Origin of the sequence: Streptomyces diastaticus subsp. diastaticus (assembly GCF_011170125.1) — a bacterium.
Classification (GTDB): Bacteria; Actinomycetota; Actinomycetes; order Streptomycetales; family Streptomycetaceae; genus Streptomyces; species Streptomyces diastaticus.
This window is the reverse complement of the sequence record NZ_BLLN01000002.1, coordinates 1,293,979-1,313,649: the sequence shown is the minus strand read 5'-3', so window position 1 is coordinate 1,313,649 and position 19,671 is coordinate 1,293,979. Positions and strand designations below refer to the sequence as shown.

Below are 19,671 nucleotides of genomic sequence, written 5' to 3'. Positions count from 1 at the left end.
GGGGCTCAGACGCTCGCCGCCGCGAAGCCCTTGTCCAGCCGCCGCAGCCCCTCGGCGTTCCCGTCCGGGGTCTGCGTCGCGAAGCAGAGCCGCAGCGTGCCGTGGTCGGGGCCGGTCCGCGAAGAACGGCGCGCCGGGGACCTACGCCACCGAAGCCGGCCACGGTACGCACCAGCGCGGCCGTGTCGTACCCCTCGGGCAGCCGCGCCCAGCCGAACACGCCGCCCTCCGGCCCGGTCCACGGCGCGTACTCCGTCCGCGCGGGGGCGGCCTCCCCCGTACTCCAGGAGCCCGGCATGTGGACACCCGGCCGGGGCGCTAACCCGGTTGGTGCGCGCCCCACTGGGAAGCACCGGGCGGGTAGTCGTACGCCGGACGGCCCACCGAGGCGCTGGTCCGGAACGGCCGCCCCCGGTCGTCCACCCGGAAGACGCCCTGCCGTCCCCCGCTCGACCACTCCACCTCCAGGTACCAGCTCACGTCCCGCCCCCCGGTGTGCGCGGTCACCCGGAACACCTCCGGATCGCTCTCACTGACCTTGTACGGGAACGGGCGCTGGCCGTCGGCCGGGCGGGCGGCGGGCCGGCCCTGGTCGAGGTCGACGTCGAAGGACCGCAGCGAGACCCCGCCGCCGCAGCCGACGCCCGTCCCGTAGTCGGTCCACGGCAGCGGCTCCCCGGTCCGCACCGTCCGGACGTGCAGCGCCTGGAGGACGACCGTCTCGCTCCCCGTCCCCTGCAGCGTCACCTCGACCACCTGCTCCCCCGCGGAGACCGCCCCCATCGCCGCCACCCACGCGGGCGCGTCCTGCTCGGCGGGCGGCGGCCGCACCTCGGCGGGCTCCCGGTCGACCAGATACCGCTGACTGCACGGGTCCTCCCAGGCGTGCGCCCTGACGGAGGCGTGGAAGGGGACGCCGGTCGGCGCGGGGCCGAGGGGTTTCCCGTCCGCCGGACTCCCGGAGGCGGCGCCCGGGTCCGCCGACGTGGATGCGGACGGGGACGGGGACGGCTTCTTCGAGGCGGAGCCGGTAGGGCTCGGAGCCGGGGACCCGGCCGCCTCCGGGGGTGCCTCCGGTCCGCGCGCGGCACCCGTCTTCTGCCCGGCGCCCGTCCCCGCGTCCTCGCCACCGAGCCGGCCGACCAGCAGGGCTCCGGTGACGGCCACCGCGACCACGCCGGCGGTCGCGGCGAGGACCAGGCGGCGCCGGGGGCGGGAGCCCGAGGCGGGCGGTGCCGGGGCCTGCGCCCCGGAGGAGACGGGGGCGGCCGGAATCTTCGGAGCCTGCGGGGTCTTCGAGGTCGCCGGGTCTTCCGGGGCCTCCCGGTCCTCCGAGGTCTTCAGGGTCTCCGGGCCCTCGGATGCGGGCGGGGCCCCGGGTGCGGCCGGAGCGCCGGACGTACCGGAGTCGAGGGTGTGCGTCCCGCTGCCGGCGGCCGGTGCCGTGCCCGGGCCGCCGCCCTTGCCCCGCTGCTCCCGGGCCGCGTCCGCGAGGATCCACCGCCGGTGGACCTCGACCAGCTCCTGCGGAGTGGCGCGGCAGAGGCGGGCGAAGCGGTTGAGGGGCGCGAAGTCGGCCGGGACGGCGTCCCCGTTGCAGTACCGGTGCAGTGTCGAGGTCGACAGATGCAGCCGCTTGGCGAGCGCCCCGTAACTGAGCCCCGACCGCTCCTTGAGCGTGCTCAGCAGCGCGGCAAGCCGTGCCGCCTCCCCTGTGGATTCTGCGGTCCCCACCCGTTCCCCATCCCGTGCAGCCGTTCCAGGGCACCCGCGTCCCCGCAGGTCATCCCCCGTTTCACCGTTCCAGCGTCCCGCCCCGGCGGCATTCTGTGGCGGCCGGGACGAAGTGCGCCGCAAGCTTCGGTCATCCAAGCACGCCGCACCGCTGAAAGGACGTCACCATGACCGCCACGCCCCGCTCCCGCCGCCTGCGCACCCTCGCCGCCGCCCTCCTCGCCACCGCCGCCCTCTCCCTCACGGCCTGCCAGACCGGCACCGCCGGCGCGACCGGAGCGGTCGACTCCACCCAGGCGCCGGCCCCCGGCACGGAGACCACCGGAACCCCCGCCTCGGACGAGCCCGCCGGGGAGCAGCCGTCCGCCGGGAAGGAGACGGGCGCCTCCGGGTCGTCCGGCGCCTCCGGGAAGGAAGCCACCAAGGCCGCCGACCGCAAGGTGGCCAGGACCGCCTCCTGCACCGCCGAGGACACCGAGGTGACGGTCGCCGAGGCCCCCCGCCCGATCAACCACCTCCTGATCACCGCCACCAACACCGGCGACACCGCCTGCCACCTCTACTACGCCCCCTACCTCCGCTTCGACCAGGCCCAGGCGGCCGTCCCCTTCATCGAGGACAGCAAGCCCCAGGCCGTCGTCACCCTCGCCCCCGGCGAGTCCGGATACGCCGGCGTCCTCACCTCCACCCCCGACGGCGCCCACCCCTACGACGCCACCTCGCTGACCCTCCACTTCGCCGCCCGTTCCGGCGAGGGCTCCACGGGCGCCCCGTCCCGCCCGGCCCTCCCCGGCGACTCGGTCCGCGTCGACAGCAGCAACGCCGTCACCTACTGGCAGACCACCGCGGCGGACGCCCTGATGTGGTGACACCGGCCCATGGCGGCACCCGAACGGCCCCGGCCCCCGCGGAGGGGGAGCCGGGGCCGTCGGGCCCGGAGAGCGGGCTCAGCCGCCACGCCGTACGTACGCCCCGGGTGCCGACCGGGCGTCGGGCCTCACCCCAGCTTCCGCGCCACCTCGGTCGCCCAGTACGTCAGGATGATCTGCGCCCCGGCCCGCTTGATCCCGGTCAGGGACTCCAGGACGGCCGGGTCGCGGTCGATCCAGCCGCGTTGGGCGGCGGCCTCGATCATCGCGTACTCGCCACTGATCTGGTACGCGGCGACGGGGACGTCGGAGGCCTCGGCGACCTTGGCGAGGATGTCGAGGTAGGGGCCGGCGGGCTTGACCATGACCATGTCGGCGCCCTCCGAGAGGTCGAGGGCGAGCTCGCGGAGGGATTCGCGGGCGTTGGCGGCGTCCTGCTGGTAGGTCTTGCGGTCGCCCTTCAGGGAGGAGCCGACGGCCTCGCGGAAGGGGCCGTAGAAGGCCGAGGAGTACTTGGCGGTGTAGGCGAGGACGGCGACGTCCTCGTGGCCCGTCCGGTCGAGGGCGTCGCGGACGACGCCGATCTGGCCGTCCATCATGCCGCTGGGGCCGACCACGTGGGCACCGGCGTCGGCCTGGACCTGGGCCATCTCGGCGTAACGCTCCAGGGTGGCGTCGTTGTCGACGCGGCCGTCGGCGGTGAGGACGCCGCAGTGCCCGTGGTCGGTGAACTCGTCGAGGCAGAGGTCGGACATGACCAGCAGGTCGTCGCCGACCTCGGAGCGGACGTCGCGCAGCGCCTGCTGGAGGATGCCGTCGGGGTCGGTGCCGGCCGTGCCGAGCGCGTCCTTCTTGGCCTCCTCGGGCACGCCGAAGAGCATGATCCCGGAGATGCCGGCGGCCACGGCCTCGGCGGCGGCCTTGCGGAGGGTGTCACGGGTGTGCTGGTACACGCCGGGCATGGAGCCGATCTCGACCGGCTCGGAGATGTCCTCGCGGACGAAGGCGGGCAGGACCAGGTCGGCCGGGTGGAGCCGGGTCTCGGCGACCATCCGGCGCATCACCGCACTGCTCCGCAGCCTGCGGGGGCGGCTCCCGGGGAACGTTCCGTACGCACTCACGACCACAACACCTACTCCGACGAATCCTGCGACCAACCGAGAACGGGACCGGCGACGCACGCGGGCGGGGCCGGGCGGGCGCGCGCGTCGGGCGTGGAACGCGGGAGCGGGCCCACCCCAAAGGGTAGGCCCGCTCCGTCACGTCCTGGTTCAGCGCCCCCGCCTCACGAGGAGGAGGCGGCCCTGCGGCGCCGGGCGCCGGGGCGCCGCTCGCTGGGCCTCGCGACGCTCTCCCCGGCCTCCAGCGCGGCCATCCGGCGCTCCGCGCCGAAGGCGGCCAGTGCCTCGGCCAGCTTGTGCACGGAGGGCTCGGGCGCCATCACGTCCACTCTCAGGCCGTGCTCCTCCGCCGTCTTGGCGGTGGCGGGCCCGATACAGGCGATGACCGTGACGTTGTGCGGCTTGCCGGCGATGCCGACCAGGTTGCGGACGGTCGAGGACGAGGTGAACATGACCGCGTCGAAGCCGCCGCCCTTGATCGCCTCGCGGGTGTCGGCCGGCGGCGGCGAGGCGCGCACCGTCCGGTAGGCGGTGACGTCGTCCACCTCCCAGCCCAGCTCGATCAGCCCGGCCACCAGGGTCTCGGTGGCGATGTCGGCGCGCGGCAGGAACACCCGGTCGATCGGGTCGAAGACCGGGTCGTACGGCGGCCAGTCGTCCAGGAGCCCGGCCGCGGACTGCTCGCCCGAGGGGACGAGGTCGGGCTTGACGCCGAAGGCGATCAGCGCGTCCGCGGTCTGCTCGCCGACGGCGGCGACCTTGATGCCCGCGAAGGCCCGCGCGTCGAGCCCGTACTCCTCGAACTTCTCCCGGACCGCCTTGACGGCGTTGACGCTGGTGAAGGCGATCCACTCGTAGCGTCCGGTGACCAGGCCCTTGACGGCCCGCTCCATCTGCTGCGGGGTGCGCGGCGGCTCCACGGCGATGGTCGGCACCTCGTGCGGCACCGCGCCGTAGGAACGGAGCTGGTCGGAGAGCGAGGCCGCCTGCTCCTTGGTGCGCGGCACCAGGACCTTCCAGCCGAACAGCGGCTTCGACTCGAACCAGGAGAGCTGGTCGCGGCGGGCCGGGGCACAGTGCTCACCGACCACGGCTATGACCGGACGGCCGCCTTCCGGCGAGGGCAGCACCTTGGCCTGCTTGAGGACCTGCGCGACGGTGCCGAGCGTGGCGTCCCAGGTCCGCTGGCGGGTGGTGGTCCCGGCGACGGTGAGCGTCATCGGGGTGTCGGGCTTGCGCCCGGCCGCCACCAGTTCGCCCGCGGTGGCCGCGGCCTGGTCGAGGCTGGTGGAGACGACGACGGTGCCGTCGCTCGCGCCCAACTCGGTCCAGCAGCGGTCGGTGGCGGTGCGGGCGTCGACGAAGCGCACGTCGGCGCCGACCTCGTCGCGCAGCGGGACACCGGCGTACGCGGGTACGCCGACCGCCTCCGCGATGCCCGGGACCACCTCGAAGGTGACGCCCTCGGCGGCGCAGGCGAGCATCTCGCGGACGGCCTCGGAGTCGAGCCCCGGGTCGCCCTGGACGGCGCGCACGACCCGCTTTCCGGCGCGCGCGGCCCCCATGACAAGATTGGCGGCGTCGCCGATTCGGCGGGTCTCCACGGGGGTTGACGCCTCGTCAGTGGACAGCTGCGGCATGTCCGCGCCCGCCCTGGCGTGCGCCCTGACGACGTCGAGCACCCGCTCCTCCGCGACCAGGACGTCGGCCGCGGCCAGCGCCTCGACGGCACGCAGAGTGAGAAGCCCCGGGTCGCCGGGACCGGCACCCAGGAAGGTGACGTGCCCATGGTCGGAGAACATTGAATTTACAGCGGTGGTGGGGCTCAAAGTGCTCGCTCCCCCATCAGACCGGCCGCACCCTTGGCCAGCATCTCGGCAGCGAGTTCGGTGCCGAGCGCGGCCGCCTCGTCATGCGTCGTGGGCACGGGACCGGTGGTGGACAGCTGCACCAGCGCGGAGCCGTCGGGCGAACCGACGACGCCCCGCAGGCGCATTTCCTTGACAATCTGCCCGTCGGCCAGAAGGTCGGCCAGCCCACCCACGGGTGCGCTGCAACCGGCCTCCAGGGCAGCGAGCAGGGCACGCTCGGCGGTCACGGCGGCCCGGGTGACCGGGTCGTCGAGTTCCGCGAGCACGGCGGCGACCTGCAGCCCGTCGGCCTCGTGGCCGGCGGCGCACTCGATCGCCAGTGCCCCCTGGCCGGGGGCGGGCAGGATCGTGTCGAACGGGAGGTACTGGGTCACCTCGTCGCTCCTGCCGACACGGTGCAGCCCGGCCGCGGCGAGAACCACCGCGTCCAGCTCACCGCTGCGCACGAACCCGATGCGGGTGTCGATGTTCCCCCGGATCGGCACGGTCTCGATCGCCATCCGGCGGCCGCGGGCGTACGCGTTGAGCTGCGCCATGCGCCGAGGCGAACCGGTGCCCACGCGCGCGCCCTCGGGCAGCTCCTCGAAGCGGAGCCCGTCGCGGGCGATCAGCACGTCCCGCGGGTCCTCGCGGGTCGGTACGGCGGCCAGCACCAGCTCGTCCGGCTGGGCCGTCGGCAGATCCTTGAGCGAGTGCACCGCGAAGTCCACCTCCCCACGTACCAGCACCTCGCGCAGGGCGGCGACGAAGACGCCGGTGCCCCCGATCTGCGAAAGGTGCTCGCGGGAGGTGTCGCCGTACGTCGTGATCTCCACCAGCTCGACGGGTCGCCCCGTGAGCCGGCGGACGGCGTCGGCCACCTGTCCGGACTGGGCCATGGCGAGCTTGCTGCGCCTGGTCCCGAGTCGCAATGCCTTCTCGGTCATGACCGGTCTCGATTCAGGTCGTCCGTGTGGATGCGGGTACTCGCGGCACTGTCGCCGCGCGCCCCTTGGTCGGCCCGGCTGACGGCCGCGACCGTCTGCGGGTCCAGGTCGAAGAGGGTCCGCAGGGCGTCGGCGTATCCGGCGCCCCCCGGCTCTCCGGCCAACTGCTTGACCCGCACGGTCGGAGCGTGCAGGAGTTTGTCGACGACGCGGCGGACGGTCTGGGTGATCTCCGCCTGCTCGCGTTCGCCGAGGTCGGGGAGGCGGCCGCGCAGCCGCCCCATCTCGCCGGCCACCACGTCGGCGGCCATGGTGCGCAGCGCGACCACGGTCGGCGTGATGTGGGCGGCGCGCTGGGCCGCGCCGAAGGCGGCCACCTCCTCGGAGACGAGGGTGCGGACCGCCTCCACGTCGGCGGCCATCGGGGCGTCGGCGGACGCCTCGGCGAGGGATTCGATGTCGACCAGGCGGGCGCCGGCGACGCGGTGCACGGCGGCGTCCACGTCGCGCGGCATGGCCAGGTCGAGCAGGGTCAGGGGGTCGCCCTCGGTGCGTCCGGCGACGGCGGCGGCGACCGCTTCGGCGGTGAGGACCAGGCCGGTGGCGCCGGTGCAGGAGACGGCGATGTCGGCGCGGGCCAGCTCGCCGCCGACCGAGGCCATCGGCACCGCGCGCGCGGCGAAGCCCTCGGCGGCGCCGGCCCCGCCGGGCTGGGCGAGGATCTCGGCGAGCCGCTCGGCGCGCTCCAGGGTGCGGTTGGCGACCACGACCTCCTGGACCCCGGCGCGGGCCAGGGTGGCGGCGGCCAGCGAGGACATCGACCCGGCGCCGATGATCAGCGCGCGCTTCTTGGCGGCCCAGTCGGCGACCTGCTCGTCCCCGGCCAGCTGCTCCAGGCCGAAGGTGACGAGGGACTGCCCGGCGCGGTCGATGCCGGTCTCGCTGTGGGCGCGCTTGCCGACCCGCAGGGACTGCTGGAACAGGTCGTTCAGCAGCCGACCGGCGGTGTGCAGCCGCTGCGCGGTGGCGAGGGAGTCCTTGATCTGCCCGAGGATCTGCCCCTCGCCGACGACCATCGAGTCCAGCCCGCAGGCCACCGAGAAGAGGTGGTGGACGGCGCGGTCCTCGTAGTGCACGTAGAGGTACGGCGTGAGCTCGTCGAGGCCGACCCCGCTGTGCCGGGCGAGCAGGGTGGAGACCTCGGCGACACCGGCGTGGAACTTGTCGACGTCGGCGTACAGCTCGATGCGGTTGCAGGTGGCGAGGACGGACGCCTCGGCGACGGGCTCGACGGCGAGCGCGTCCTGGAGGAGCTTGGCCTGCGCGTCGGCGCTCAGCGCGGCGCGTTCCAGGATGCTCACCGGCGCGCTGCGGTGGCTCAGCCCCACGACGAGAAGACTCATGCCGGCATCACGGCGGGAACGTCCCCGTCGGGTCCCTTGCGGGGGGTGGTGTGCGGCGGCACGGGCAGGTCGGCGGCGGGCGTGACGGCGTCCTCACCGGCCTTGCGCTGCTCGTGGAAGGCGAGGATCTGCAACTCGATGGAGAGGTCGACCTTGCGCACGTCGACGCCCTCGGGCACCGAGAGGACGGTCGGCGCGAAGTTCAGGATGGAGGTGACCCCGGCGGCCACGAGCCGGTCGCAGACCTGCTGGGCCCCGCCCGCGGGGATCGTGATGACGCCGATGGAGACGCCGTTCTCGGTGACGATCCGCTCCAGGTCGTCGGTGTGCGAGACGGCCATGCCCGCGACGGTGCGCCCGGTCAGCGCGGGGTCCTGGTCGAGCAGGGCCGCGACCCGGAAGCCGCGCGAGGCGAAGCCGCCGTAGTTGGCGAGGGCCGCGCCGAGGTTGCCGACGCCGACGATGACGACGGGCCAGTCCTGGGTCAGGCCCAGCTCACGGGAGATCTGGTACACGAGGTACTCGACGTCGTAACCGACACCGCGCGTCCCGTAGGAGCCGAGGTAGGAGAAGTCCTTGCGCAGCTTCGCCGAGTTGACGCCCGCCGCCGTCGCCAGCTCCTCGGAGGAGACCGTGGGGACGGAGCGCTCCGACAGCGCGGTGAGAGCTCGCAGGTAGAGCGGAAGCCTGGCGACCGTGGCCTCGGGAATTCCTCGGCTGCGGGTCGCCGGTCGGTGAGTTCGGCCAGTTGCCACGGTGCTCCTGCGGGTAGAGCGAGGCTGTGGGCGGCCGCGCCTGCGCAGACCGCCCCGTCCCGTGCAGGCTATGCCTTTGTGAACGCGTGCACAAAGATGGTGTCCTATTTGTCCACCCAAAGTGACCGGGGTCACGCGCACTTACCAGCCGGTCCGGGAACCGCCCGCACCGCCCCGCACGTCCCTGGAAAACCGCCGCGGACCTGCGCCTACGCGGCCCCGGAGCCGTTCACCGGGCCGTCACCGCCCGTCCGCGGCCCGGCCACCGGGCCGAAACACCCCTCCCGCACGATCACCCGCGCGCTCAGCTCAGCGCCTTGCGCAGCCGCTCCGGACTGACCCGCCAGAAGTCGTGCTGCTCGCCGTCGACGAGCACGACCGGGATCTGCTCCCAGTAGGCGTCGTGCAGCGCCTGGTCCTGGAGGATGTCCTTCTCCTCCCAGGCCGCGCCCACCTCGGCGCAGACGGCCGCGATCACCTCGCGGGCGTCGTCGCAGAGATGGCACCCGGGCTTGCCCACCAGGGTGACGACCCGCTCGGCGGGAGCCTTCTTCGCACGACGGAACACCGGACTCATACCGGCCATTGTGACCCCGTCCCTCCCGCGCCCCGCGCGCCGGGGCCCCCGTCGGCGCCTCCGGGCCGCACTCGTCACACCGCGGCCCCGAGGTGTTCACCGCTCCGCACCCTCCAGGGTCCGGGCGCGCTCCGGGGACTGACTATGCTCTCGACATGCCCCTCCCCACGCCCGACGGCAAGTCCGGCCGGAACCCGCTGAGGATGCGCCTCTCCTGGGAATGGCTGACCCCCCGCAGACGAGCCGCCACCGCGCGCAGCGTGCTGGCGGGCGAGGCGAGCGCCGAGGCCGCCCGCAAGACCTCCCGGGCGCCGGAGGAGGCACTGGGGGCCGGGGCCGCCGAGGTCGCCGCCCCCGCCGGGGAGGAGCCGGCCGAGCCGGAGTTCCCGGTCGCCGGGGACGAGCGCGCCGCCGCCTTCTTCGACCTGGACAACACGGTGATGCAGGGCGCCGCCCTCTTCCACTTCGGCCGCGGCCTGTACAAGCGGAAGTTCTTCGAGCGCCGCGAACTGACCCGCTTCGCCTGGCAGCAGGCGTACTTCCGGATCGCGGGCACCGAGGACCCGGCGCACATGCAGGACGCCCGCGAGTCCGCCCTCTCCATCGTCAAGGGCCACCGCGTCGCCGAACTCATGTCGATCGGCGAGGAGATCTACGACGAGTACCTCGCCGGCCGCATCTGGTCCGGCACCCGCGCCCTCGCCCAGGCCCACCTCGACGCGGGGCAGCGGGTGTGGCTGGTGACGGCGGCGCCGGTGGAGACCGCGACCATCATCGCCCGCAGGCTCGGCCTCACCGGCGCGCTCGGCACCGTCGCCGAGTCGGTCGGCGGGGTCTACACCGGCCGCCTGGTCGGCGAGCCGCTGCACGGCCCGGCCAAGGCCGAGGCGGTCCGGGCACTGGCCGCCGCCGAGGAACTGGACCTCGACCGCTGCGCCGCCTACAGCGACTCGCACAACGACATCCCGATGCTCTCGCTGGTCGGCCACCCCTACGCCATCAACCCGGACACCAAGCTCCGCAAGCACGCCCGCGAACACGACTGGCGGCTGCGCGACTACCGGACCGGGCGCAAGGCCGCCAAGATCGGCATTCCGGCCGCCGCCGGGGTCGGCGCGCTGGCCGGCGGTACCGCCGCCGCCGTCGCGATCCACCGCCGCCGCTCCTGACCCGACGTACACGGGGCCGCCCGCCCCCGGACCGGGGGGAGCGCCCCGTCGGCGCGCCGTTCGCGCCACCGCGCGCACCGGGCCGGGCCGACTACCCGACAAAACGGCGTTCTTACCCCGCCACGCCCCACGGCACGCACGTTCACCCGGGACGACCACAACCCGTCCCCCACACGGCCGGAAAACGGACTCTTCCGATCAGCCGTCGATCACTCTGTGCCAAGCGAACAGACTGATAAGGGCCACGGATCCGTCGCAATCGGTGATTTGAGCAACTCGGTGTAGCGCCGCCTTTACGAAGCGTTATTCTCCTCAGACGCAATTCCGGTGCCTCACACCGCCACATCGAGTGAACGGCGACGCACCGTACGTGATGGAAGCTCTGCCTCTGGGAGTCCCGTGTACCCACACGTCGGGGTTGACGCCTCGGGCCTGGCTACGCTGCGCGCGACGGTCGTCGACCGCCTGCGCAGCTTCGTCCCCACCGTTTACGCCGTCCCCGCCCTCGCCGCCCCCGCGCTCCCCTCACCCGGGTCCGCCGGCTCCGCCTACGCCCTCGCGGAAAGCGGCGCCGCCGTCGGCAGACGGGGCCGCGCCGGCTCCGCCCGCCGGGCCGGCGCGGGCACCGCCACGGCCCGCCGTCCCGCGGCCGACAGCGACAGCGCCCGCATGATGGAACTGGTCGAACGCGCCCAGAACGGGGAGGCCGAGGCCTTCGGCAAGCTGTACGACCAGTACAGCGACACCGTCTACCGCTACATCTACTACCGGGTGGGCGGGAAGGCCACCGCCGAGGACCTGACCAGCGAGACCTTCCTGCGCGCCCTGCGCAGGATCGGCACCTTCACCTGGCAGGGCCGCGACTTCGGCGCCTGGCTGGTCACCATCGCCCGCAACCTGGTCGCCGACCACTTCAAGTCGAGCCGCTTCCGGCTGGAGGTGACCACCGGCGAGATGCTCGACGCCAACGAGGTCGAACGCAGCCCCGAGGACTCGGTCCTGGAGTCCCTCTCCAACGCCGCCCTCCTCGACGCCGTCCGACGTCTCAACCCGCAGCAGCAGGAATGCGTCACGCTCCGGTTCCTCCAGGGCCTGTCGGTCGCCGAGACCGCCCGCGTCATGGGGAAGAACGAGGGGGCGATCAAGACCCTCCAGTACCGGGCGGTCCGCACCCTGGCCCGTCTCCTCCCGGACGACGCCCGCTGACCCCCCGCCGCACCACCGGCATCCGTCGCCACCCGTCCCACCGGTGCCGGCCATCCCTTCCCGGCCGGCCCCGACCGTCCCCCGCAAGCCCCGTCCCCTCCGGCCGGGAGCCGCCCCGCCCGCGTCCCACCGGAACCGCCAGGTCCGCCGCGTCCCGCCGACCGCCACGCACCGTGCCCGACAACTGGCCGTGCGTGGCTGTTCGCTGGGTTCCGCAGACCGATCGCGGCAGTTCCGTAACCAGGGGGCCGGGCCAGTCGTTGGGGGGATTGCAGACTTCCCCCGGATGCGCTTCAGCAGCCCCGCCCTCACTCGATCGGGTGGACGCCGCCGCGGTGCGGAACTCCCGGATCGCGCGGGAAGTCGACCGTCATGACGAGAGGAGGTGCCGCCCGTGATCGCGAATGTATCGGCACACCGGCGGGCGAACGCCTTCGCCCAGGCCCTGGAGGAGCAGACGCCCCCGGGCCAGGCGGCCGAGGACCGGCCACCGGCGGCGTCCGGCGAGCAGCCCGGCGCGGCTGACGCGGAGCACGCCGAGAAGAGCAGGATGCTCTCGCTGGCAGCCGAGCTCGGCGAGGTGCCCAGACCCGAACTGGACCCCGAGGTGCGAACCGTCCAGCGCGCCCAGTTGGTCGCCGCCATGGAGGCGATGGCCGGCTCCGCACCGGACCCTTCGGTGCCCGAGCAGCGCTCAGGCCGGGGCGCGCACCGGGCCAGCCCCTTGCGGAAACTCCGCCCCCGTTCCCGCCTCACCAAGGGCCTCGCCGCGGGCGGCCTCACGGTGGGCGTCGCGGCGGGAGCCTTCGGCGGCGTGGCCGCGGCCAGTTCCGACGCCCTCCCCGGTGACTCCCTGTACGGGCTGAAGCGCGGCATGGAGGACATCAAGCTCGGCATGGCCGGTGACGCGGCCGACCGCGGCGGGATCTACCTCGACCACGCCTCGACCCGGCTGAACGAGGCCCGCCGGCTGATGGAGCGCGGCCGCTCGGGCTCCCTGGACCACGAGTCGCTCGCCGAGATCCGCCGGGCGCTGGGCGGCGTGCAGCACGACGCCGCCCAGGGTCACCGGCTGCTCAGTGCCGCGTACCAGGAGGGCGGTTCGCTCAAGCCCATCCAGGAGCTGGCCGCCTTCTCCCGCTCGCACCGGGCCACCTGGACCTCGCTGCGCGAGCAGCTCCCGCCCACCCTGTTCGACGTGAGCGACCAGGTGAGCGAGGTCTTCGACGCCATGGAGCAGGAGATCGAGCCGCTGCGTGCCCTGCTGCCCGGCGCCCCTGCCCAGGACGACCGGCCGGGCGGTTCCCCGGCCCCGGGCCCGGGTTCGCCCACCGGTCCCGGCGCCGCCTCCCCCGGCGAGCCCGATCCGTCCGGCTCTGCCGAGCGCGAGGGCGGCGGCCAGGGCGGCACCGGCGAGAAGGACAGCCCGAAGCCGTCCACCGGCGAGCAGCCGGGCGAGGGTCTCCTCGGCGGCTCGACGGGCGGCCTGCTCGACCCGCCCCGGACCGGCCCGGGCACGCCGGCCCCCTCCCAGGAGCAGCGGGAGCCCGGCGCCGAGCCGGACGTCACCCTCCCGCCCCTCCTCCCGGGCCTCCTGCCCGGGCTGGGCATCGACACGGGCGAGCGGGACTGACCACACCGTTCCCCGTACGGCCGGAGGGCCCTCACCGTGCGCGGTGGGGGCCCTCCGGCCTGCTGGGGGTTCGTCTCCGGGGTTGTCTCCTCAGAAGAAGACCGACCGCCGCTGCACCAGCAGCTTGTACAGGGTGTGCTGGATCTGCTCGCGGACCTGGTCGGTGAGGTTGAACATCAGCATCGGGTCCTCGGCCGCCTCCGGCGGGTGTCCCTCGGTGGGGATCGGCTCGCCGAACTGGATGGTCCACTTGGTCGGCAGCGGCAGCGCGCCGAGCGGCCCGAGCCACGGGAAGGTCGGCGTCAGGGGGAAGTACGGCAGCCCCAGCACCCGGGCGAGGGTGCGGGCGTTGCCGACCATCGGGTAGATCTCCTCGGCGCCGACGATCGAGCAGGGCACGATCGGGACGCCCGCGCGCAGCGCCGTCGAGACGAAGCCGCCCCGCCCGAACCGCTGGAGCTTGTACCGCTCGCTGAACGGCTTGCCGATGCCCTTGAACCCCTCGGGCATCACCCCGACGATCTCGCCCGCCCCCAGCAGCCGTTCGGCGTCCTCGGCGCAGGCCAGGGTGTGACCGGCCTTGCGGGCCACCTCGTTGACGACCGGCAGCCGGAAGACAAGGTCGGCGGCGAGCAGCCGCAGGTGGCGCCGGGCGGGGTGCCGGTCGTGCACGGCGACCTGGAGCATCAGCCCGTCCAGGGGCAGCGTCCCCGAGTGGTTGGCGACGATCAGGGCGCCGCCGTCGGCGGGGATGTTCTCGATGCCCTTCACCTCGACCCGGAAGTACTTCTCGTACACCGGGCGCAGCAGCGACATCAGGACCTGGTCGGTGAGTTCCTCGTCGTAGCCGAACTCGTCGACCTCGTACTCGCCGGTGAGGCGGCGCCGCAGGAAGGCGAGGCCGCCCGCGATCCGCCGTTCCCAGCCGCTCGCGTCTCCGCCGGCCCCGAGGTCCGGCGCCCCGGCCTCCCCGGGCCGCGGCTGCGGCTGCTCCGGGAGCGGGCGTACGGGGGCGGGGGTGCGGGGGCGGCGACGGCGCGGCCCGTCGTCGAAGGGGAGGACCTTGGCGTCCGCCATGGTGCGGGGCTCCTTAGTCGGCGCTCGGTACGGGGTGGGCGGTACTCGGTGTCCGCAGGGCCTCGGCGGCCCGGTCCACGGCGTGGGCCACGGCCCGCGGCGGGAGGAGTCCGCTGCCCCGGGCGCGGGCGAAGTCGGCGAAGGTCTGCGCGGTGGTCCAGGCGGGGTGGAAGCCGAGGGTTTCGCGCATCTGGACGGTGGACACGACCCGGCCGTGGGTGAGCAGCCGGATCTGCTCCCGCGAGAAGTCGGTCACGCCCACGGTGCGCAGCGCCGCCCCGACCCAGGTGACCGCCGGCAGCAGCACGGGCACGGTGGGGCTGCCGAGCCGCCGGGCGCACTGGGAGAGCAGGACCACGCCGTCCCCGGCGATGTTGAAGGTGCCGCTGTTGAGCGTCCCGCGGGCGGGCTCGCCCGCGGCGACGCGCAGCACGTCCAGGCAGTCCTCCTCGTGGACGAACTGGAGGCGCGGGTCGTAGCCGAGGACGGTCGGCAGCACCGGCAGCGAGAAGTACTCGGCGAGCGGGGTGCCGGCGCCGGGCCCGAGGATGTTGGCGAACCGCAGCACGCAGACGGCCACGTCCGGCCGCCGCCGCGCGAAGCCGCGCACGTACCCCTCGACCTCGACGGCGTCCTTGGCGAAGCCGCCGCTGGGCAGCGCCTTGGCGGGGGTGGTCTCGGTGAAGACGGCCGGGTCGCGGGAGGCGGAACCGTAGACGTTGGTGGAGGACTTCACGACGAGGCGGCGCACGCGCGGTGCCTTCTGGCACGCGCCGAGCAGCTGGAGCGTCCCGATGACGTTGGTCTCCTTGACGGACGACCGCCCCCCGCCGCCGAGCGGCGTCCCGGAGACGTCGAGGTGGACGACGGTGTCGACGCGGTGCTCGGCCAGCAGCCGCGCGACGGCGGGCCGGCCGATGTCGGCCTGGACGAACTCGGCGTCCCCGAGCTGGTGCGCGGGCTCCACCGAGTCGACGGCCACGACCTTGTCGACGTCTTCGTCCCGCTGAATCCGCCGCACGAACCGCCCGCTCAACGGACGCGCGACTCCCGTGACGAGCACGACCCTGCCCAAGTCAGCGCCTGCCTTCCCCAGTCAGCTGTGCCCCGGCAACCCTTGCCACCTCACGGTAACGGCTCGGCATTGCCCCCCCGATGACACCGTGCCGCTTCCTCCACCCCTCCCAGCCAGGCCGACCAGAATCAGCCCGGCCGGCGCCTGAGGCCATCTCGTGCGCGCGCCTACGACCCGAAGCCAGCCGGACTCAGCCCGGCCGGCGCTTGAGGCCACCCACCGAGTGGCCGGGGACAAAGAACGAGGCCCTCCCGCCGACAGGCAGAAGGACCTCGTAAAGCACGCCGCTAGGCGCTTACTTCTTGTTGCGACGCTGCACACGCGTCCGCTTCAGCAGCTTGCGGTGCTTCTTCTTGGCCATCCGCTTACGCCGCTTCTTGATAACAGAGCCCACGACAACCCTCGCTCACTTCTCGGACAACCCCCGTGTTCACCGGGGGTCATTGGTGCGGGGCTGCATGGGCCCACACGACCTACGTCGGCTTAGCCTACCCGTCATGAGCCCGAGCCCGTAATCGAGGTCCCGCGGCCCGGCCGTCAGGCCGTCTCCACCCCCACGTAGGACTCGCGAAGGTACTCGTGAACCGCCTGTTCCGGGACGCGGAAGGACCTTCCGACCCGGATGGCGGGCAGATGACCGCTGTGCACCAGGCGGTACACGGTCATCTTGGACACGCGCATCACCGAGGCGACTTCCGCCACGGTCAGAAACTGGACCTCGTTGAGAGGCCGGTCAGCAGCAGCCATGTCACACCTGAACCTTCCGCACATGACGGGCACCGGCTTCCCCTCCGGTGACTCCTCGTCTCTGTGCGCTCACTCCCCAATGTAGGGGCGGGTGATGCGAGTGGGGAAGAGGAGCCCCTGCCGGGTCCCTACGGTGACAGACACGCCCGATTGAGTACATAGCGCGTCAGCGGCTCGTAGCAGGCCGACCGCACCGCGTCATCGAGCGGCACCGCCACCGCCACCCGCCCCTCGGCCTCACCGACGAACGGCGCGGGGTCGTCGGTGTCGGCCGGCCCGATCACCTCGAACCCGAGCTGACCTGCCCCGCAGGCCCAGCCGTGGTCGCCCACGACGAGCCCGGGCAGCGGCCCGCCGCGCTCCGCCGCCGCCTGGAGCACCACGCGTACGGGCAGCGGCGAATGGCAGTGTGCGCCCGGCTCACAAGCAGCTCCCCGGCCCGCGTCCGCTCTCACCAACGCGACGCCCTGTACGTAGTCGATCCGATGCGTGCGTAGACCGAACCGGGTCGTTATGTCGACACTTCGACCCTGCGCCGGGGTGAGGACGTGCCCTCCCGCCGCCGAGACGGCCCGCGCCAAGGCGGCGTAGAAACCGAGGAGACGGTGGGGGTGCCCGGTGCCGAAGAGGACCGGACGGCGTTCGGCCACCGCCTGTCCGAGCCGAGCGGCGAACCGGTCGAGGGCCCGCAGGGTCCGGTCCGGGTCGACGGTGTCGGCGCCCTCTCTCCGGCGCGGGTCGGCCGAGACGCCGCACCGCCGCGCCATCAGCGCCAGCACCTCGTCCTCGCGCCAGGTACCGACCGGGTCGAGGCCGAGCAGCACCCGGGGGTCGCGGGCGGCGAAGAGGCGGTAACTGCGCAGGCCGGCCTCCCGGGTGGTCGCCACCGGTCCGGCGATCCCGGTGGCGAGCAGATGGGCGCGCAGGGCCTCGCGGGAGGGCGCAGGGGCGCAGGAGCGGTCGGGCGGCGGGATGGACACGTGGCGATGCTGGCGCACCGTGGGCCCCGGCAGCCGGGTTCCCCGGAAATCCCCCCGGTCGGCCGAGCGTCCGCCAGGGCGCCGGGCGCCCCCGTCCAGCTCCCGACGCGGGCCGGGCCCCCTACGGCAGCAGCCCCCGCTGCGGGAACGCCGCCTTCCGGGTGGCCAGCACGGCCTGGTCGAGCCGGTCCGCCGGGTCGTATCCGCCCTGCCAGTCGCGGAAGCTGACCGGCCAGCGGCCGTCCGTCATCCGCATCGGGCCCAGCTGGCGGGTACGGGCGTAGACGAGCTGCTTCCACTCCTCCGGGATCATCGACTCCGGCGGGATGGGCCGGCCGGCGGCGACCGCCGCGAGGTGCGTCCAGGCGCGCGGGACGACGTCCACGACGGCGTACCCGCCACCACCGAGCGCCACCCAGCGGCCCTCGGAGTGGTCGTGCGCCAGGCCGTGGCAGGCGAGCTGCACGGCGCGCTGGGCGTCCAGGGAGATGGCGAAGTGCGCGAGCGGGTCCTCGAAGTGCGTGTCGGCGCCGTGCTGGGTCACCAGCACCTGCGGCCGGAACTCCGCCAGCAGTTCGGGCACGACGGCGTGGAAGGCCCGCAGCCACCCGGCGTCGCCGGTACCGGCCGGCAGCGGCAGGTTGACGGCGGTGCCCTCGGCGCCCGGTCCGCCGGTCTCCTCGGGCCAGCCGGTGTGCGGGAAGAGGGTGCGGGGGTGCTCGTGCAGCGAGATGGTGAGCACCCGCGGGTCCTCCCAGAAGGCCGCCTCGACGCCGTCCCCGTGATGCACGTCGGTGTCGACGTACGCGACGCGCTCGGCGCCCAGCTCCAGCAGCCGGGCGATGGCGAGGGCCGCGTCGTTGTAGACGCAGAAGCCGGAGGCGGCGCCGGGCATGGCGTGGTGCAGGCCGCCGGAGAAGTTCACGGCGTGCTCGGCCTCCCCGCTCCAGACCGCCTCGGCGGCGCCGACGGAGAGACCGGCGATGGCCGCCGACACCTCGTGCATGCCGGCGAACGCCGGGTCGTCCTCGGTCCCCAGGCCGTACGACCCGTCCGCCGACCCCGGGTCGGCGGAGACGGCCTTGACCGCGTCCACGTAGTCCTGCCGGTGGACCAGCCGCAGCGTGGAGTCCCCGGCGGGCTTCGCCCCGGTGACCCTGAGCTGCCGGTCCACGCCGTACGCCGAGATCAGGCCCCGGGTCAGCGCGAGCCGCACCGGGTCCATCGGATGGTGCGGCCCGAAGTCATAGCCGGTGACCGCCTCGTCCCACATCAGCTGCGCGCGCCCGCTCATGCCCGTCACCGTACCGGCCACCGGTTCCCCCGAACGAGCGGGCATACCCGACGGTCACCAGGACGAGCGCCATCGGCACCAGCATGGCCCCCCGGTAGCTCCACGCGTCACCGATGACCCCGACCAGGGGGGAGCCGATGAGGAAGCCGACGTAGTTGAAGGCGTTGAGCCGGGCCACGGCCGCGTCCGACCCGGCCGGCCCGCCCCTCTCGTAACCGATCCGGCCGGCCGCCGCGAAGGTCTGGGGCACCAGCACGCAGAGCCCGAGGCCGAGCAGGATGAAGCCGGCCATTCCGGCGGGCACCCCGGGCGCGCCCGCCACCAGCCCGAACCCCGCGGCCGCCAGCACCGCACCCGCCCGCACCACGGCCGCCGCCCCGAACCGCCGTACCCCGAGGTCCCCGAGCGTCCGCCCGAGCAGGGTCGTCACCATGTACACGTTGTAGGGGACGGTCGCCGTCCGCTCCGAGCTTCCCAGCACGTCCTGGAGGTACTTGGCGCTCCAGTTGGAGACCGTCGAGTCCCCGATGTACGCGAAGCTCATGACGAGGCAGAACGGCAGCAGCACGGCGAACGCCACCCCGCGCCCGCTGCCCGTTCCACCCGTCCCGGTGCCGGCGGGCCCGGCGTCCGCGTCCACGTACCAGCGGCCGGCGATCAGCACGAGTGGCAGCAGCACTGCGACGACCGGGGCGTACGACACCCCGAGCGTCCACCCGCCGTGCGCCCCGAGCCACGCCAGTGAGGCCCCGGCGATCCCGCCGAGACTGTACGCGGCGTGGAAACCGAGCATGATCGACCGCCCGTACGCCCGTTGGAGACTGACGCCGAGCATGTTCATCGAGGCGTCGAGCGCGCCCACCGACAGACCGAAGACGGCCAGCGCGAGAGCGACCTGGATCATTCCCCGACCGGCTCCGACCGCCAGCAGTGCGAGGAGGACCACCGGCTGGGCCCACCGCAGGACGAAGCTGGGTGCGGTCCGCCGGACGAGCCGCTCGGTGGTCACGCTGCCGACCCCCGCGAGGACCGGCACGGCGGCGAGGAAGGCCGGCAGCAGGGCGTCGGAGATCCCGTACCGGTCCTGGACCGCCGGGATGCGGGTGACGAGCAGCGCGAACGCCACCCCTTGCACGAGGAAGCTGAACGCCAGGGCAGCCCGCCCCCGCCGCACACGCGTGTCGGTCATGGCCGCAGAGCGTACGACCGCCCGCTACCCGCCGGTATCCCTTTG

The 19,671-nt window shown here is 73.9% G+C and carries 18 protein-coding genes and 1 pseudogene; 4 read left to right on the top strand and 15 right to left on the bottom strand.

From position 1 onward, the window contains the following. Positions 1-5: 5 nt before the first annotated feature. Positions 6-241: pseudogene (locus Sdia_RS29975) on the bottom strand (PLP-dependent aminotransferase family protein); the annotation flags it as partial. A 77-nt stretch (positions 242-318) separates the two neighbouring features. After that, positions 319-1,734 (bottom strand): transcriptional regulator, encoded by a 1,416-nt coding sequence (locus Sdia_RS07335; RefSeq protein WP_189501130.1) that lies wholly within the window; start codon positions 1,732-1,734, stop codon positions 319-321. A gap of 167 nt (positions 1,735-1,901) precedes the next feature. On the opposite strand from Sdia_RS07335, the gene Sdia_RS07330 reads away from it, so the two are divergent. Beyond that, positions 1,902-2,603, top strand: a complete 702-nt coding sequence (locus Sdia_RS07330) for a DUF4232 domain-containing protein (RefSeq protein WP_100452105.1) — start codon at positions 1,902-1,904, stop codon at positions 2,601-2,603. A gap of 128 nt (positions 2,604-2,731) precedes the next feature. On the opposite strand, the gene hemB is transcribed toward Sdia_RS07330, so the two are convergent. From hemB to Sdia_RS07300, 6 genes are all read right to left on the bottom strand, one after another. Next, entirely contained in the window at positions 2,732-3,724 is a 993-nt protein-coding gene (gene hemB / locus Sdia_RS07325; RefSeq protein ID WP_100453282.1) for a porphobilinogen synthase, read from the bottom strand. A gap of 164 nt (positions 3,725-3,888) precedes the next feature. Further along, a complete protein-coding gene (locus tag Sdia_RS07320; RefSeq protein ID WP_115068769.1) occupies positions 3,889-5,553 on the bottom strand; it encodes a bifunctional uroporphyrinogen-III C-methyltransferase/uroporphyrinogen-III synthase in 1,665 nt (554 codons plus the stop codon). Next, the gene (gene hemC, locus Sdia_RS07315; protein ID WP_100452103.1) at positions 5,550-6,521 is read right to left on the bottom strand and encodes a hydroxymethylbilane synthase; all 972 of its coding nucleotides are present in this window, start codon (positions 6,519-6,521) and stop codon (positions 5,550-5,552) included. The genes Sdia_RS07320 and hemC overlap by 4 nt, the downstream gene beginning before the upstream one ends. Beyond that, the gene (locus Sdia_RS07310) at positions 6,518-7,924 is read right to left on the bottom strand and encodes a glutamyl-tRNA reductase (RefSeq protein WP_189501129.1); all 1,407 of its coding nucleotides are present in this window, start codon (positions 7,922-7,924) and stop codon (positions 6,518-6,520) included. Before Sdia_RS07310 ends, hemC begins: the two co-directional genes overlap by 4 nt. Then, positions 7,921-8,679 carry a redox-sensing transcriptional repressor Rex gene (locus tag Sdia_RS07305; protein ID WP_100452101.1) on the bottom strand — a complete coding sequence of 253 codons (759 nt, stop codon included), beginning with the start codon at positions 8,677-8,679 and terminating at the stop codon, positions 7,921-7,923. Before Sdia_RS07305 ends, Sdia_RS07310 begins: the two co-directional genes overlap by 4 nt. Before the next feature lie 304 nt (positions 8,680-8,983). Next, complete coding sequence (locus Sdia_RS07300) at positions 8,984-9,265, bottom strand: glutaredoxin family protein (protein ID WP_100452100.1); 282 nt, start codon at positions 9,263-9,265, stop codon at positions 8,984-8,986. Between the two features lie 194 nt (positions 9,266-9,459). Here Sdia_RS07300 and Sdia_RS07295 point away from each other — a divergent pair, with 194 nt between their 5' ends. The 3 genes from Sdia_RS07295 (at position 9,460) to Sdia_RS07285 (ending at position 13,264) form a co-directional block, all read left to right on the top strand. Beyond that, entirely contained in the window at positions 9,460-10,425 is a 966-nt protein-coding gene (locus Sdia_RS07295) for an HAD family hydrolase (RefSeq protein ID WP_100453281.1), read from the top strand. 399 nt (positions 10,426-10,824) lie between these two features. Beyond that, positions 10,825-11,631, top strand: a complete 807-nt coding sequence (locus Sdia_RS07290; RefSeq protein WP_100452099.1) for an ECF subfamily RNA polymerase sigma factor, BldN family — start codon at positions 10,825-10,827, stop codon at positions 11,629-11,631. A 394-nt stretch (positions 11,632-12,025) separates the two neighbouring features. Then, positions 12,026-13,264 carry a DUF5667 domain-containing protein gene (locus tag Sdia_RS07285; protein WP_100452098.1) on the top strand — a complete coding sequence of 413 codons (1,239 nt, stop codon included), beginning with the start codon at positions 12,026-12,028 and terminating at the stop codon, positions 13,262-13,264. 90 nt (positions 13,265-13,354) lie between these two features. Here the strand turns inward: Sdia_RS07285 and Sdia_RS07280 are convergent, their stop codons facing one another. The 7 genes from Sdia_RS07280 to Sdia_RS07250 all read right to left on the bottom strand — a co-directional run bounded on the left by Sdia_RS07280 (position 13,355) and on the right by Sdia_RS07250 (position 19,626). Continuing rightward, the gene (locus Sdia_RS07280) at positions 13,355-14,341 is read right to left on the bottom strand and encodes a lysophospholipid acyltransferase family protein (protein WP_100452097.1); all 987 of its coding nucleotides are present in this window, start codon (positions 14,339-14,341) and stop codon (positions 13,355-13,357) included. Between the two features lie 13 nt (positions 14,342-14,354). Beyond that, positions 14,355-15,416, bottom strand: coding sequence for an NAD-dependent epimerase/dehydratase family protein (locus Sdia_RS07275; protein WP_100452096.1), 1,062 nt, complete (start codon positions 15,414-15,416; stop codon positions 14,355-14,357). 295 nt (positions 15,417-15,711) lie between these two features. Beyond that, positions 15,712-15,810: a 30S ribosomal protein bS22 gene (locus Sdia_RS07270; RefSeq protein ID WP_003948845.1), complete on the bottom strand. Its 99-nt coding sequence runs from the start codon at positions 15,808-15,810 to the stop codon at positions 15,712-15,714. A 143-nt stretch (positions 15,811-15,953) separates the two neighbouring features. Continuing rightward, positions 15,954-16,163, bottom strand: a complete 210-nt coding sequence (locus Sdia_RS07265; RefSeq protein ID WP_161499790.1) for a helix-turn-helix domain-containing protein — start codon at positions 16,161-16,163, stop codon at positions 15,954-15,956. Between the two features lie 128 nt (positions 16,164-16,291). Further along, positions 16,292-17,143: a phosphatase gene (locus Sdia_RS07260; protein WP_100452094.1), complete on the bottom strand. Its 852-nt coding sequence runs from the start codon at positions 17,141-17,143 to the stop codon at positions 16,292-16,294. A 121-nt stretch (positions 17,144-17,264) separates the two neighbouring features. Continuing rightward, the gene (locus Sdia_RS07255; RefSeq protein ID WP_100452093.1) at positions 17,265-18,437 is read right to left on the bottom strand and encodes an acetoin utilization protein AcuC; all 1,173 of its coding nucleotides are present in this window, start codon (positions 18,435-18,437) and stop codon (positions 17,265-17,267) included. Next, positions 18,388-19,626, bottom strand: coding sequence for an MFS transporter (locus Sdia_RS07250; RefSeq protein ID WP_100452092.1), 1,239 nt, complete (start codon positions 19,624-19,626; stop codon positions 18,388-18,390). The genes Sdia_RS07255 and Sdia_RS07250 overlap by 50 nt, the downstream gene beginning before the upstream one ends. Positions 19,627-19,671 lie beyond the last annotated feature (45 nt).

Coding starts and splice junctions, on each gene's coding strand:
- Sdia_RS07330 (WP_100452105.1), top strand. CDS start 1,902: ATGACCGCCACGCCCCGCTCCCGCCGCCTGCGCACCCTCGCCGCCGCC.
- hemC (WP_100452103.1), bottom strand. CDS start 6,521: ATGACCGAGAAGGCATTGCGACTCGGGACCAGGCGCAGCAAGCTCGCC.
- Sdia_RS07310 (WP_189501129.1), bottom strand. CDS start 7,924: ATGAGTCTTCTCGTCGTGGGGCTGAGCCACCGCAGCGCGCCGGTGAGC.
- Sdia_RS07300 (WP_100452100.1), bottom strand. CDS start 9,265: ATGGCCGGTATGAGTCCGGTGTTCCGTCGTGCGAAGAAGGCTCCCGCC.
- Sdia_RS07295 (WP_100453281.1), top strand. CDS start 9,460: ATGCGCCTCTCCTGGGAATGGCTGACCCCCCGCAGACGAGCCGCCACC.
- Sdia_RS07280 (WP_100452097.1), bottom strand. CDS start 14,341: ATGGCGGACGCCAAGGTCCTCCCCTTCGACGACGGGCCGCGCCGTCGC.
- Sdia_RS07265 (WP_161499790.1), bottom strand. CDS start 16,163: ATGGCTGCTGCTGACCGGCCTCTCAACGAGGTCCAGTTTCTGACCGTG.
- Sdia_RS07255 (WP_100452093.1), bottom strand. CDS start 18,437: ATGAGCGGGCGCGCGCAGCTGATGTGGGACGAGGCGGTCACCGGCTAT.
- Sdia_RS07250 (WP_100452092.1), bottom strand. CDS start 19,626: ATGACCGACACGCGTGTGCGGCGGGGGCGGGCTGCCCTGGCGTTCAGC.